The 14,000-nt window shown below is 72.7% G+C and carries 10 protein-coding genes; 8 read left to right on the forward strand and 2 right to left on the reverse strand.

Annotated features, from left to right (window positions below):
* Positions 1-167 precede the first annotated feature (167 nt).
* The 4 genes from lanKC (at position 168) to AC067M_RS08225 (ending at position 6,880) form a co-directional block, all read left to right on the forward strand.
* Positions 168-2,882, forward strand: coding sequence for a class III lanthionine synthetase LanKC (gene lanKC, locus AC067M_RS08210; protein WP_478696173.1), 2,715 nt, complete (start codon positions 168-170; stop codon positions 2,880-2,882).
* Between the two features lie 56 nt (positions 2,883-2,938).
* On the forward strand, positions 2,939-3,052 hold the full coding sequence (locus AC067M_RS08215) for a SapB/AmfS family lanthipeptide (protein WP_478696174.1): 114 nt from the start codon (positions 2,939-2,941) through the stop codon (positions 3,050-3,052).
* A 91-nt stretch (positions 3,053-3,143) separates the two neighbouring features.
* On the forward strand, positions 3,144-5,009 hold the full coding sequence (locus AC067M_RS08220; RefSeq protein ID WP_478696175.1) for an ABC transporter ATP-binding protein: 1,866 nt from the start codon (positions 3,144-3,146) through the stop codon (positions 5,007-5,009).
* Positions 5,010-5,416: 407 nt separating this feature from the next.
* Complete coding sequence (locus AC067M_RS08225) at positions 5,417-6,880, forward strand: ATP-binding cassette domain-containing protein (RefSeq protein WP_478696428.1); 1,464 nt, start codon at positions 5,417-5,419, stop codon at positions 6,878-6,880.
* Here AC067M_RS08225 and AC067M_RS08230 read toward each other — a convergent pair.
* Both AC067M_RS08230 and AC067M_RS08235 read right to left on the reverse strand, forming a co-directional pair.
* Entirely contained in the window at positions 6,857-7,465 is a 609-nt protein-coding gene (locus tag AC067M_RS08230) for a LuxR C-terminal-related transcriptional regulator (RefSeq protein ID WP_478696176.1), read from the reverse strand. The genes AC067M_RS08225 and AC067M_RS08230 overlap by 24 nt on opposite strands.
* 565 nt (positions 7,466-8,030) lie before the next feature.
* On the reverse strand, positions 8,031-9,470 hold the full coding sequence (locus tag AC067M_RS08235; RefSeq protein WP_478696177.1) for a S1 family peptidase: 1,440 nt from the start codon (positions 9,468-9,470) through the stop codon (positions 8,031-8,033).
* Between the two features lie 187 nt (positions 9,471-9,657).
* Between AC067M_RS08235 and AC067M_RS08240 the strand changes: the two genes are divergently transcribed.
* The 4 genes from AC067M_RS08240 to AC067M_RS08255 all read left to right on the forward strand — a co-directional run bounded on the left by AC067M_RS08240 (position 9,658) and on the right by AC067M_RS08255 (position 13,999).
* Positions 9,658-10,071: a PaaI family thioesterase gene (locus AC067M_RS08240; RefSeq protein ID WP_478696178.1), complete on the forward strand. Its 414-nt coding sequence runs from the start codon at positions 9,658-9,660 to the stop codon at positions 10,069-10,071.
* 478 nt (positions 10,072-10,549) lie between these two features.
* The gene (locus AC067M_RS08245; RefSeq protein WP_478696179.1) at positions 10,550-10,765 is read left to right on the forward strand and encodes a type A2 lantipeptide; all 216 of its coding nucleotides are present in this window, start codon (positions 10,550-10,552) and stop codon (positions 10,763-10,765) included.
* Between the two features lie 208 nt (positions 10,766-10,973).
* Positions 10,974-11,780 carry a hypothetical protein gene (locus tag AC067M_RS08250; protein WP_478696180.1) on the forward strand — a complete coding sequence of 269 codons (807 nt, stop codon included), beginning with the start codon at positions 10,974-10,976 and terminating at the stop codon, positions 11,778-11,780.
* Positions 11,777-13,999, forward strand: a complete 2,223-nt coding sequence (locus AC067M_RS08255; protein WP_478696181.1) for an NHLP family bacteriocin export ABC transporter peptidase/permease/ATPase subunit — start codon at positions 11,777-11,779, stop codon at positions 13,997-13,999. The genes AC067M_RS08250 and AC067M_RS08255 overlap by 4 nt, the downstream gene beginning before the upstream one ends.
* The last annotated feature ends 1 nt before the right edge of the window (position 14,000 follow it).

The following is a 14,000-nucleotide window of genomic DNA, read 5'->3' on the forward strand; positions in this document are numbered from 1 at the left end:
GTGCGCAGCCCCTGTGACCGTTCGATGAACACACGGGACCCGTCCACTCGAAAGAGACCGAACATGTCTTTACACGTGCGTACCGCACGGTGATCTCGTGACAGCGGTTACTGTCCGCGCCCCCCGACCGGCTGGAAGTCTCGGTGCCGGGTCACGGAGGGGGAGGCATGGACAAGCGGTACGAGGTGTACGCGCTGGCGGACGGGCACTTCTACGACACGCCGGACCGCCTGTCGGCGGGCGGGCCGCAGGCCGCGCCCCTGTTCGAGACGGCACGGCGCGCCGTCCCCGACGACTGGGCCGCGGCACGCATCGGCGACTGGCTGACGCTGACCCCGAACGGCCCCGACGGCGAACCGCTCGCCGGACCGGCCCAGGGCTGGAAGATCCACGCCTCGGCCACCCGGGCGAACGCGGACGAGATCGCGGCGATCGTGTGGGACTACTGCGTGCCCCGGCGGATCCCGTTCAAGTTCGTCCCCGGTCCGCACCTGCTCCACCTGCGCAACACCAAGTACGCGGCCCGCGACGGCAGCGGCAAGTTCGTCACCGTCTACCCGGCCGACGAGGAGCAGCTGCACACCGTCCTGTGCGAGCTGGGCGATCTGCTCAAGGGCTACGAGGGCCCGTACATCCTCACCGACCTGCGCTGGTACGACGGACCGCTCTACGTCCGCTACGGCGCGTTCGCGCGCATGTTCGTCGTCGACGAGCGGGGCTCGCTCGTGCCGGCGGTGCGGGACGGCGCGGACCGGCTGGTGCCGGACCGGCGGGCGCCGTCGTTCCAGGTGCCGGAGTGGGTGACGCTGCCGGCGTTCCTCGAACCGCATCTCGCGGCGCGCAACACCACGACGGTGGGCGAGCTGCCGTACCGCATCGAGAAGGCGCTGCACTTCTCCAACGGCGGCGGGGTATACGCGGGCACCGACACCCGGGACGGGCGCAAGGTCGTCCTGAAGGAGGGGAGGCCGCACGCGGGCCTCGCCGCGGACGGGGCGGACGCGATCGCCAGGCTGGAGCGGGAGAAGGCGGCGCTGGAGCGGGCGGCGGGGACCGGGGTGGTGCCCGAGGTACGCGACTGGTTCGAGCTCGGCGGCCACCGCTTCCTGGTCATGGACTTCGTCGAGGGCCGCCCCCTGAACTCCTTCTTCGCCGAACGCCACCCGCTGCTGACGCCGGACCCGGATCCCGAGGACATCGCCTCCTACACGGCGTGGGCGCTGCGCATCCACCGGGCGGTCGAGGAGGCGGTCGAGGCGCTGCACGCACGCGGGATCGTCTTCAACGACCTGCACGTCTTCAACATCATGGTCGCGCCCGACGGGGAGTCCGTCCGACTGATCGACTTCGAGGCGGCGGCACCCGTCGCCGAACAGGGCCGCCAAGTGGTCGCCCACCCCGGCTTCTTCGCGCCGCCCGACCGCAGAGGCGTCGACGTCGACCGCTACGCCCTCGCCTGTCTGCGACTGGCCCTCTTCCTGCCGGTCACCACGTTGTTCGTGGTCGACCGGGAGAAGGCGGCGCACCTGGCGCAGGTCGTCGCGGAGCAGTTCCCGGACGTGCCGCAGGGGTTCCTGGAGGAGGCGGTCGCGGAGATCACGCGGACGCCGGGGGCGCAACGGGCGGACGCGGGTGAGGCCCGGCACACGGGCCGGTCGGGCGCGCAGGAGGCCCGGCACACGGGTCGGTCGGGCGCCTTCGCGAGGGCGGCGCGGCTCGTCGGTGCGTCTCTCGTGTCTCCCGGTGACTGGCCCTACAGCCGCGACTCGATGGTGAAGGCGATCCTCGCCTCGGCGACGCCGGAGCGCGACGACCGGCTCTTCCCGGGCGACATCGCCCAGTTCTCCGACGGCGGCGGGCTCGGTCTGGCGCACGGTGCGGCCGGGGTGCTGTACGCGCTGGCCGAGACCGGTGCCGAACGGTACGACGAGGGCGAGCGCTGGCTGCTGGAGCACACCGAGCCGCCGCCCCCGGGCACACCGCTCGGCCTGTACGACGGTCTGGCGGGCGTGGCCCTGGTCCTGGACCGGCTCGGGCACCGGGGGCGGGCGCTGGACCTGGTCGACGGCATCCTCGCGGAGAAGTGGCAGAAACTCTCCTCGGACCTGCACGGCGGACTGGCCGGGCTCGGTCTCGTCCTCGGCCACCTCGCGGGGACGACCGGCGAAGCGGAGCTGCGGGAGCGAGCCGCCGAGGCCGCCGATCTCCTCGTACGACGGCTGGCCGAGCCCCTCCCCGACGCGCCCCGGCGGCGGGCCGGGCTGCTGCGGGGCGCGAGCGGGCCCGCGCTGTTCCTGCTGCGGCAGTACGGGCGGACCGGCGAGCCGGAGCTGCTGGAGGCGGCCGCCGGGGCGCTGCGCCGGGACCTGGAGTGCTGCGTGATCCAGAAGGGCGGATCGCTGGAGGTCGACGAGGGGTGGCGGACCCTGCCGTACCTCGGCGACGGCAGTGCGGGCCTCGGCATGGTGCTCGACGACTTCCTGGCGCACACCGACAACGCAGGCAACGCCCCGGACGCCGTAGCGGAGTTCGAGCGGGCCCGCGCCGGCGTCGTGACCGCCGCCACCTCGCGCTTCTACGCCCAGCCCGGCCTCTTCCAGGGCCGCGCCGGAATGATCCTGCACCTCGCCCGCACCTCGGCGCCCGGCGTCGGCGTGGACCGGCTCGCCGAGCAGATCGCCGGGCTGGGCTGGTTCGCCATGGCGTACCAGGGCCAACTGGCCTTCCCCGGACACCAGATGATGCGGCTGTCGATGGACCTGGGCACCGGAACGGCAGGGTGCCTGCTCGCGCTCGGCGCGGCCCTCGACCCGGGGTCCACCGCTCACCTGCCGTTCCTGCCGCCGCTCGGGCGGCCCACACAGCGCGGCTCCGCGACCTGACGGAGTCGTGACACCACCCCGTCCCCACGGATGGACACCCTAGGAAGGACACCGAAATGGCACTTCTCGACCTGCAGACGATGGAGTCCGACGAGTACACCGGCGGCGGGCAGAGCACGGTCAGCCTGCTGTCCTGCATCAGCGCCGCCAGCGTTCTGCTCTGTCTCTGACGGACCCCGTACGTCCCGGCCCCGGGCGGCCCACTCCCGCGAGGGAGGGCCGCCCGGGGTCCCGTCCCTCACCCGCGGGGGCTGCTGCCGCATGACGACCCGTGCCGACGACGAACAGGACGCCCCACGCACGACCCAGGACGCGCGGGCGCTGGCGCGGTCCGCCGGGCGGCACAGTGGTCGGCGCTGCCTCGCGCTGTGTCTGCTGAGCACGGCCGCGACCGGTGCGGGCCTGGCATTGCCGGCCGCTCTGGGCCGGGCCCTCGATCTCCTGCTGGCGCACGCCCCGGCGACCAGGTGGGTGCTGTACTGCGCCGCCCTGGTCCTGCTGCTCGCACTGCTCGACGCGGCCGGGACCGTCCTCACCGGCACCGTCGACGCGCGCACGACGGCCTGGCTGCGCCGGCGGCTCGCCGGGCACGTGCTGGCGGTCGGCCCGCGGGCCGCGGACCGCTTCGGCTCCGGTGACCTCGTCGCCCGGCTCGTAGGCAACGCCGCGCAGGCGGGCACGGCACCCGCCGCGCGGGCCGCGACGCTCGCCGCGACGGCAGGTCCGCTCGGCGGTGTCGTCGCGCTCGCCGTGATCGACCCGTGGCTCGCCGCCGTGTTCCTCGCCGGAGCGCCCGTGCTGTTCCTGCTGCTGCGCTCCGTCGCCCGGGACACCTCGTCGTGCGCGGCGCGCTACCAGCAGGCGCAGGGGCGGATCGCGTCCGCGCTCACGGAGGCCGTCGGCGGACGCCGCACCATCCGGGCGGCGGGTACGGCCGCGAAGGAGACGGCGCGGATCCTGCGACCGCTGCCCGAGCTGTCCCGCGCGGGCCACCTCATGTGGCGGGTGCAGGGGCGGGCCGCCGCCCGCGCCGTCGCCGTGGCGCCGCTGCTCCAACTCGGGGTGGTCGCCGTGGCCGGGGTGCTGCTCAGCCGGCACCGGCTGACGGTCGGCGAGGTCCTCGCGGCCTCCCGGTACGCCGTCCTCGCGACCGGGGTCGGCGTGCTGGTCGGGCAGGTGGCGAGCCTGGCGCGGGCCCGAGCCGCGACCGGGCGCCTGGCCGAGGTCCTGGCTGAGCCGGCCCCCGCCCACGGGACGCGACCGCTGCCCGACGGGCCCGGCCGACTGGAGCTGCGCGGGGTGACCGTCCGGCGCGGTGGCCGCACCGTGCTGGACGGGGTCGACCTGGTCGTCCCCGGCGGCACGACGCTCGCCGTGGTCGGCCGTTCCGGCACCGGCAAGTCCCTCCTCGCCGCGCTGGCGGGGCGGCTCGCCGACCCGGACGACGGGGAGGTCCTGCTCGACGGAGTGCCGCTACGTCACCTCCCCCACGACGACCTGCGCCGCGCGATCGCCTATGCCTTCGAACGCCCCGCCCTGCTCGGCGGCACCGTCGAGGACGCGATCGGGCTCGCCCTGACGTCCCCCTCCCCCGCCCGCGTCCGCCAAGCGGCCCGCGCCGCCCACGCCGACGACTTCGTCCGCCGCCTCCCCGACGGCTACGCGACCCTCTGCGCCGACGCCCCCCGCTCCGGGGGCGAGTCCCAACGCCTCGGCCTCGCCCGCGCGTTCGCCCACGCCGGCCGCCTACTGATCCTCGACGACGCCCTCTCCAGCCTCGACACGGTGACGGAGTCGCGCATCACCGACGCCCTGCTGAGCGGCGGCACAAGCACCACCCGTCTCCTGGTCGCCCACCGCGCGGCGACTGCGGCCCGCGCCGACACGGTGGCCTGGCTGGACGGGGGACGCGTGCGCGCGGTGGGGCCACATGCGCGGCTGTGGCGGGAGGGGGACTACCGGGCGGTGTTCGGGGAGCCGGAGGATCGGCAGGGACCCGAGAGCGCGGAGCACCAGCCAGAGCCCGCGCAGGCGGAACACCAGCCAGGGCCCGAAGAAGCGGAACACCGGCCGGGATCCAAAGAAGCGGAACACCGGGCGGTGGCCAGGGAAGGGGTGGGGTCGTGACGGGCGGGGTCCGGCGGCGCGGTCCGCGCGGCGAGATACAGCGGCGTGGCCTGCGGTTCCTGCGGGCCCGGCGGCGGGTGCTCGTGCGGCTCGCCGGGTGGTCCGTGCTGGAGACGGGCCAGACGTTCCTCATCGGCTACGCACCGGCCCGGGCCCTCGACGCGGGGTTTCTGCGGGGGCGTCCGGAGGTCGGGCTCTGCTGGCTGGGCGTCGCGGGCATCGGGGTCGTCCTCGGCGCGTACGGCACCGCACGGGTGTACGCGGCGGTCGCGGCGCTCGTCGAACCGCTCAGGGACCGGCTGGTCGAGCGAGTGGTCGGGCGCGGGGTGCGGGAGGGGGACCACCGGGCGCTGTCCGGGCTCACCCAGCAGACGGAGATCGCGCGGGACACCTTCGCCGGTCTGGTGATGGTCTCCCGCTCCTTCGTGTTCACCGCGGTCGGCGCGCTCGTCGGCCTGTTCTCCCTGGCCCCGCCGCTGCTCCTGGTCGTCGTGCCCCCGCTCGCGGCCGGGGTGGCGCTGTTCGCGGCGACCTTACGACCGCTGGCCCGCAGGCAGGAGGCGTTCCTCGTCGCCGACGAGGCCCTCGCGGGCCATCTCGGCACGGTCTGCCCGGGGCTGCGGGACGTCACGGCCGCCGGAGCGGAGGAACGGGTCGCCGCGGACATCTCAGACCGCATCGACGCCGAGCTGCGCACCGCGCGTTCCCTCGCCCGGTGGAGCACCCTGCGCGTGGCCGCCCTGGCGATCGGCGGCCAGCTCCCCATCGTCCTGCTCCTCGCCACCACCCCCTGGCTCCTCCGCCACGACGTCACCCCCGGCGCGCTCCTCGGCGCCCTCGCCTACGTCACCCAGTCGCTCCTCCCCGCCCTGACCCACCTCATCCACGGCCTCGGCACCAGCGGCTCCCGCCTGACGGTGGTGCTGCGACGGCTTACAACGGAGGGGGCGGATCAGTCCTACGGGGCTGAGGGGGCCGAGCGGAGCCAGCGGGCCGAGCGGGCCGGGCCAACCGGCCGGGCTGACCAGGCCCGAGAAACCGAACAGACCGGGCGCGGCCGGCGGGCCAAGCAGGCCGACGCCAACGAACCGGCCTCAGTCCCCGGCGCCCCCTCCGGCATCGCCCCCGCCTCCACCCGCACCCCCGCACCCGCCCTCTCCCTCTCCTCCCTCACCTTCGCCTACGGCCCCCACAGCGCCCCCGTCATCGACGGTCTCGATCTCGCGCTCCCCGCCGGAGCCCACCTCGCTGTCGTCGGCCCGAGCGGGATCGGGAAGTCCACGCTGACCGCCCTGGTGGCGGGGCTGCTGGCGCCGCGGTGCGGAACGATACGGGTGTGCGGGTGGCCGGTGCCGGGGGGCGAGGCCTCGGTGCGGCGGGTGTTGATTCCGCAGGAGGCCTACGTCCACACCGGCACCCTCGCAGAGAACCTCGCCTACCTCCGCCCCGACCCCGTGCCGGAGGCGGAGCTGCTCGCCGCGGCCGAGGCGGTCGGGCTGACCCCGCTGCTGGAACGGCTGGGCGGGCTCGACGGCGAGGTGGACCCCGGGAGGCTCTCCGCAGGCGAGCGGCAGCTCGTCGCGCTGACCCGGGCCTACCTGTCGTACGCCCCCCTCGCGTTGCTGGACGAGGCGACCTGTCACCTGGACGCGCGGGCGGAGGAACGCGCGGAACGGGCCTTCGTGGAGCGGCCCGGCGGCACGCTGGTCGTCGTCGCGCACCGGATCAGTTCGGCGCGACGCGCGGACCGGGTCCTGCTGATGGACGGCCCGCGCACGGCGTACGGCACCCACGACGAGCTCATGCGCGACTCGGCACCGTACCGCGAGCTCGTCGGCGGCCGGCCGTCACAACCAGCCCTCCCCCTGTGAGATACGGATCGCGTCGATGCGGTTGCGGGCGCCGGTCTTGCGGGTGATGGCCGCGATGTAGTTCCGCACGGTGCCGTGGGAGAGGTGCAGACTCCCGGCGATCTCCGCGACGGACGCTCCCTCTGCGGCCAGGGTTAAGACACTTAACTCGCGCCGGGTCAGCGGCATCTCCGCGGCCTTGAGGAAACCAAGGCCCAGCGAATCGTCGACGAAACGTTTCCCCTCGGCGACCCGGCGGATCCCGCGCACCAGGCGATCCGGCGAGCCCTCCTTGTCGACGTAGCCGAGCGCCCCCGCCTCGACGGCACGCTTCAGCAACCCCGGTCTGTTCGCGGCGGCAAGCACCAGCAGCCGCGGCGGCGCCTGGTCCGGGCCCGGCCGGGACAGTTCGCCGAGCGGCGGGATGCCGTAGGAGTCCGAGCACTCGAGGTCCGCGGCGCACACATCGGGTCGTACGGACCGCACCAGGCCCGGCGCGCCGGGCCAAAAGGTGTCGTGGACCCGCAGGTCCGGTTCGCGGCCCAGCCACTCCGCCAGGACCGATCGCACCAGACACGCGTCGTGCACCAGAAGTACCCGGATCACTGCCACCCCTTCAGCTCGCCGTACGCCTCTTGTCTCCATCGTGTGGAGCGCGTGCCCATTGTTGACGCCCGCGACCGTTCGTGGGCGCGAAGAACCGGCCATCAGGGTGCGCGGGGGCGCATGTGCGGCGCCCGTTCACTGCCGCGCGCTTCGATTGCGGGGGCATGGCCGGTCGGCGAGGGGGTAGAAGGTGGCGCCGCTCGCCGTGCACGGCGGGCGGGCCGGCGGCCCGCCCCCTCGACGCACTGGCCGACGCCCTCATGCACCGCCACGCCTGCGCGGAGGAACGCCCGGACGACGTAGCGGTGTTGCTGTTGCGGGCGCGGGAGGAGGAGGGGCGAGGGGGCGGTTGCCGGAGCCGGTGAGTCGGGCGGCCCGCTGAGACTCTCGTCTGCTGGCCGCACAGTCGCCGTCGTCGTGACCTCAAACGCCGACCGCCGCCCACGGGAGTGTGGGCGGCGGTCGGTCGGCGGGGGCTCAGCGAGTGGGTGGGGGGGTGGTCCGGCCCCTGGGGGGCGAGGGCCGGACCGTTCCACTGCCGGCCGGGACCGCTGGTGAGGCCGGATCAGCGGTTCTCGTTCAGGCCGTTGTCCTGGCTGCTGCCGGCTTGGCCGGCACCGGCGCCGTCGCCGCCGACGCCCTGGCCGGCGTCCTCGCCGCCGACTTCCTGACCGGCACCTTCACCGCCTACTTCCTGGCCGCCGACTTCCTGACCGGCGCCTTCACCACCGACCTCCTGGCCACCGGCGTTCTGACCACCGGCCTCCTGACCGGCGCCCTGACCACCGGCCTCCTGACCGGCGCCCTGACCACCGGCCTCCTGACCGGCGCCCTGGCCACCGGCCTCCTGGCCACCGGCGCCCTGGTCACCGGCTCCGCCGGCACCCGCGCCGCCGTCGCCGAGGGTCGCGCCGACCGCCTCGAGGGCGGTGGTGACCGGCTGGAAGAAGGTCTCGCCGCCGGCGGTGCAGTCACCGCTGCCGCCCGAGGTGAGGCCTATCGCGCTGCCGTCCTGGGTGAACAGCGAGCCGCCGCTGTCGCCGGGCTCGGCGCAGACGTTGGTCTGGATGAGGCCGGTGACCGTGCCCTCGGGGTAGTTCACCGTGGCGTCCAGCCCGAGAACCTGGCCGTCGGCCAGACCCGTCGTGCTGCCCATCCGGAAGACCTGCGCACCGACGGTCGCGTCCTGCGCCTGGGTGATCTGGACGGTCTGGTCGCCGAGGTTGACCTCGCTCGGTGCCTGCGTGTTCGGGTCGTCGTACTTCACGAGCGCGAAGTCACCGTCACCCGGGAAGGTGGCCTGGTCGACCGTGGCGATCGGCTGACCGTCCTCCGAGTCGGACCACTGTTCGGCCGCGACCCCGCAGTGACCCGCCGTCAGGAAGGCCGGGGAGCCGTCGCCCGCGGTGACGTTGAAGCCGAGCGAGCAGCGCGAGCCACCGGCGAAGATGGCGTCACCGCCCGAAGCGAAGGTCTTGAACGTGCCGGCCGACTTCTTGATGGTCGCCATGTTCGAGCCGAGGCCCTGCACCGTGGACTCCAGCCGGTCCCACTTGCCGCCGGTGACCGTGCTGTCGGCGGTGACGAGGATCTTGTTGCTTCTGGGGTCGACGGCCCACGAGGTGCCCGGGATGGTCGCCTTCGCCTTCAGCGTCTTCGCACCGGCGTCGAGCTCGGCAAGGCTGTTCTCCACCTGGCGGACTTCCGCGCCCGCCTTCTTCGCCTGGACGATCACGTTGTTGTCGCCGCCGTTCACCACGTTGACGACGAGCTGCTGCTTGTCGGCGTCGTAGTACGACCCGGCGAACTCGTCGCCGAGCAGGTTCGCGAGCTGCGAGGCGAGGTCTGAGGCGTCCGCGGACTTGAGGGTCTTGGGCGCGGCCGCGTCCGTAGCGCCGTCCTGGGACGCGTTGGCGTTCGGGAGCAGCAGTGCCGCCGCTCCGAGCGCTGCCACGCCACCCACCGCAATCGCGGCCTTGCGCTTCGGAATTCGCTTGTGACTCAAACTTCTCGACCTCCTGGGGGGACGGGGTCAGTGCTGCCGATCGGCAGCTCGTACAGCGGCGCCTGGATGGCTGTAGGTACGCAGGGGGCGCTCGGTGTGTTCAAAGCTGTTTGCCAACTGCTTTTGCGAAACACGGAATCGGCCATGGCACGCGCATGACGGGCCGGCGGCGGGAACAATCCCCCATATGACGATGACCACCGCCGAAGCCGACAAGATCCTCACCGACAACTTCGCCCCTTGGGTCCTCGCCCTCGGCCTGTCGGTCGAGGCGCTCGGAGACAACCGCGCTGTCCTGCGCCTGCCCTGGTCAGAAGCGTTGGCCCGGGAGGGTGGCGCGCTCTCGGGGCAGGCGCTGATGGCCGCCGCCGACACCGCGACGGTGATCGCCGTCTCGGCGGCCCGGGGTGCCTACGGACCGATGACGACGGTTCAGCAGTCCACGTCCTTCCAGCGACCGGTGACCGGTTCGGATGTCTTGATCGAATCGGTGCTGACCAAGGTGGGCCGCCGTATGGCGTTCGCCGACATCACGATGACCGACGAGAGGTCGGGCGAACTGGCCGCCCGGGCGAGCACGGTCTACGCGCTGCTGGGCTGAGATCCACGGACCCACCGGAGTAACACGTTCCGCTACTGACCGGCAACGATCGGTTGGGAACTCGAAGCGGAATCCTGGCTTCAGGGAATCTGCACATCGAATGCTCATTGAGGTCACCGGCGTCGGCGGATCTGCACAACTCCGCGGCGCCGGCCACGTCTTTGGGGCGGGAGTGTCTGATTCGCCGTCACTCCCCCGCACACTCCCGCACGCCGCCACGGTGCCGCATGTGAAGAAGTCGCCAGCACGCCGTGCACATCTGTGCACGGATCGGCACCGCTACGGCGCAAGTGCGCAGGTGAGGCCGCTGGTTGATTGGATGCGTCGGCCGCAAACCTGCTTTGATCCATCGCATCGCAGGGACGCCGACGGCTCCTGGAAAACGGGGTCCTGGGCCACCTGCGGTCGCGGCCGTCATCTGTCCCCAGAGGGGGCCGCTCCCCCCTTATGAGATATCCATATGAAGGGAAGTTCCACCATGAACTCCACCCCCCAGGTTGAGACCGTCGAGATCTCCGACGCCGACCTCGACACCGTTTCCGGCGGTCTGGCCGTGAACGCCCTCGGCACCGTCACCGGCCTGGTGGACGGCGTCGCCCCGGTCTCCGGCCTGGTCGACACGGCCGTCGGCACCGTTGAGGGTGCCACCGGCCTGAACACCGCGCCGGTCACGAGCCTGGTCGCCGGTCTCTGATCGCGCCTTCGTGCTGCTGAGTCCCGGAGCCTTGCCGGCTCCGGGACTCTCGCTCGTCGTAGAGCAGCCGACACGCGTGCCTGTCCCCTTGCAGCAACCGACACGCGTGCGTGTCCTCTGAAGCATCTGAAGCAACCGACACGCGTGCGTGTCCCTGAAGTAGCCGACACGCGGTGCGTGTCTTACGTCGCAGGTGAGGGAAAGTCCCGTGCAGTTCCGCCAACAGGCCCTCGCCAAGCTCCAGTCACCGGAGGAACTCGATCTCCCGGTGCGCTTCGCCCGCCCGCAGGGCTGGCTGGTGCTGTCGGTGACGCTGATCGCTCTCGCGGCCGCGTCCGTGTGGGCGGTGACCGGCTCGGTCGCCTCCACCGTGAGCGCACCCGCCGTCCTCACCCACGGAGAGGGCAGCTACATCCTGCAGAGCCCCGCCGCGGGCCAGGTCACGGCGATCCTCGCCAAGGAGGGCCAACGGCTCCCGGCGAACGCCCCCGTCCTGAAGGTGCGTACGAGCGAGGGCGACACCGTGGTCCGCACGGTCGCCGCCGGACGGATCACCGCGCTGGCCGCCACGATCGGCCAGATCATCCAGACCGGCGCGAACGTCGCCGCCGTGGAGAAGGTGGCGCACGCCGACGATCCGCTCTACGCGACGGTGTACGTCCCCGCCGAGAACGCCTCCTCCATCCCCGGCGACGCCGCAGTCGACCTGACCGTCCAGACCGTGCCGACCCAGCAGTACGGCGTCCTGCGCGGCCATGTGAAGTCGGTGGACCGCGCGGCCCAGTCGGCGCAGCAGATCTCCGCGTTCCTCGGCGACAGCCAGCTGGGCGAGCAGTTCACCAAGAAGGGCCGCCCGGTGGCCGTCCTGGTGCGCCTCGACAAGTCCACGTCGACGAAGAGCGGTTACAAGTGGTCGTCCGCGGACGGACCTCCCTACACCCTCACTTCCATGACCATGGCCACGGGTTCGATCCGGCTGGCCGACGAGCGTCCCGTCGATTGGCTGCTTCCGTGACCACCGCTCAGGAGACCCGGAGCAGGCGCCGCGCCGCCCCGCCCAAACGCACCGTCCCCAAGGGCCGCGGCAAGACCGTCCGTACACCCACCGTGCTCCAGATGGAGGCCGTGGAGTGCGGCGCGGCCTCCCTCGCGATGGTGCTCGGCCACTACGGCCGGCACGTTCCGCTGGAGGAGCTGCGCATCGCCTGCGGTGTCTCCCGTGACGGTTCGCGCGCCAGCAACCTGCTGAAGGCCGCCCGCAGTTACGGCCTGACGGCCAAGGGCATGCAGATGGACCTGGCCGCCCTCGCCGAGGTGAAGGCGCCCGCGATCCTCTTCTGGGAGTTCAACCACTACGTCGTCTACGACGGCATGGGGCGCCGCTTCGGCCGCCGCGGGGTGTACGTCAACGACCCCGGCAAGGGCCGCCGCTTCGTGCCGATGGAGGACTTCGACGGCAGCTTCACCGGTGTCGTGCTGGTCCTGGAGCCCGGCGACGGATTCACCAAGGGCGGGCGCAAGCCGGGCGTCCTGGGCGCGATGCCGGCCCGGCTGCGCGGCACGGCCGGCACCATGCCCGCCGCCGTGCTGGCGAGCCTGCTGCTGGTGCTGGTCGGCGCGGCGGTACCGGCGCTGAGCCGTACCTATATCGACATGTTCCTGATCGGAGGTCAGACCTCCCTGCTGGGCGTGCTCTTCACGTCCATGGGGGCGTGCGTGCTGCTCACGCTCGTGCTGACCTGGCTCCAGCAGGCCAACCTGCACCACGGCCGCATCATCTCCTCCACCCTCTCCAGCGCCCGCTTCCTGCGCCATCTGCTGCGGCTGCCGGTCACCTTCTTCTCCCAGCGCAGCCCGGCCGACCTGGTGCAGCGCCTGCAGTCCAACGACGCCGTCGCCGAGACCCTGGCCCGCGACCTGGCGGCGGCGGGCGTGGACGCGGTGGTCGTCGTGCTGTACGCGGTGCTCCTCTACACCTACGACCCGCAGCTGACGTACGTCGGCATCGGTGTGGCCCTGCTCAACATCGTCGCCATGCGGGTCGTCATCCGGCTGCGCGCGACCCGCACGGCGAAGCTGCGCGCCGACAGCGCACGGCTCACCAACACGGCCTACACCGGTCTGCAGTTGATCGAGACGATGAAGGCGACCGGCGGGGAGGACGGCTACTTCCGCAAGTGGGCCGGGCAGCACGCCACCACTCTGGAGGAGCAGCAGCGGCTGGGGGTGCCGAGCGCGTGGCTGGGCGTGGTCGCGCCGACGCTCGCGGCGCTGAACAGCGCGCTGATCCTGTGGATCGGCGGGATGCGGGCGATCGAGGGCCACATCTCGGTGGGTCTGCTGGTCGCCTTCCAGGCCCTGGTCACCCGTTTCACCGCTCCCCTGACGCGGCTGAACGGTGTCGCGGGCCGCATCCAGGACTTCGCGGCGGACGTGGCGCGGCTGAAGGACGTGGAGAACTTCCAGGCGGACCCCCTCTACGGCCGCTCAGGTGGCGCCGACTCCACTCGGCGGCTGCACGGGCACGTGGAGCTGGAGAACATCGAGTTCGGCTACAGCCCGCTGGACAAGCCGCTGCTCAGCGGGTTCGACCTGACCGTCGGCCCGGGGCAGCAGGTCGCGCTGGTCGGCGGCTCGGGCAGCGGCAAGTCCACGGTCTCCCGGCTGATCTCGGGCCTGTACACGCCCTGGGAGGGTGTGATCCGTATCGACGGGCAGCGGTTGGACGACATCCCGCGCGGGGCGCTCGCGGCCTCCGTCTCCTTCGTCGACCAGGACGTCTTCCTCTTCGAAGGCACGGTCCGCGACAACGTGGCGCTGTGGGATCCGTCCATCCCCGACGACGCCGTGGTGGAGGCGCTGCGGGACGCGGCCCTGTACGACGTGGTGATGCGCAGGCCCGGCGGCATCCGCAGCCGGGTCGAGCAGGACGGCCGCAACTTCTCCGGCGGCCAGCGTCAACGCCTGGAGATCGCACGGGCGTTGGTGCGCAGGCCCAGCATTCTCGTCCTCGACGAGGTGACCAGCGCGCTGGACGCGGAGACCGAGCAGGTGGTCATGGACAACCTGCGCCGGCGCGGCTGCGCGTGTGTGGTGATCGCCCACCGGCTCAGCACCGTGCGCGACAGCGACGAGATCGTGGTCCTGGAGCACGGCACGATCGTGGAGCGCGGGCGGCACGAGGAGCTGGTGGCACGCGGCGGCGCGTACGCGGCACTGGTCAGGGAGCGGTGAG

The sequence above is a fragment of the Streptomyces sp. NPDC043427 genome (genome assembly GCF_056436655.1).

What these genes read in the sequence shown, in the direction of transcription:
- lanKC (WP_478696173.1), top strand. Translation starts at nt 168, where the DNA reads ATGGACAAGCGGTACGAGGTGTACGCGCTGGCGGACGGGCACTTCTAC.
- AC067M_RS08215 (WP_478696174.1), top strand. Translation starts at nt 2,939, where the DNA reads ATGGCACTTCTCGACCTGCAGACGATGGAGTCCGACGAGTACACCGGC.
- AC067M_RS08220 (WP_478696175.1), top strand. Translation starts at nt 3,144, where the DNA reads ATGACGACCCGTGCCGACGACGAACAGGACGCCCCACGCACGACCCAG.
- AC067M_RS08225 (WP_478696428.1), top strand. Translation starts at nt 5,417, where the DNA reads ATGGTCTCCCGCTCCTTCGTGTTCACCGCGGTCGGCGCGCTCGTCGGC.
- AC067M_RS08240 (WP_478696178.1), top strand. Translation starts at nt 9,658, where the DNA reads ATGACGATGACCACCGCCGAAGCCGACAAGATCCTCACCGACAACTTC.
- AC067M_RS08245 (WP_478696179.1), top strand. Translation starts at nt 10,550, where the DNA reads ATGAACTCCACCCCCCAGGTTGAGACCGTCGAGATCTCCGACGCCGAC.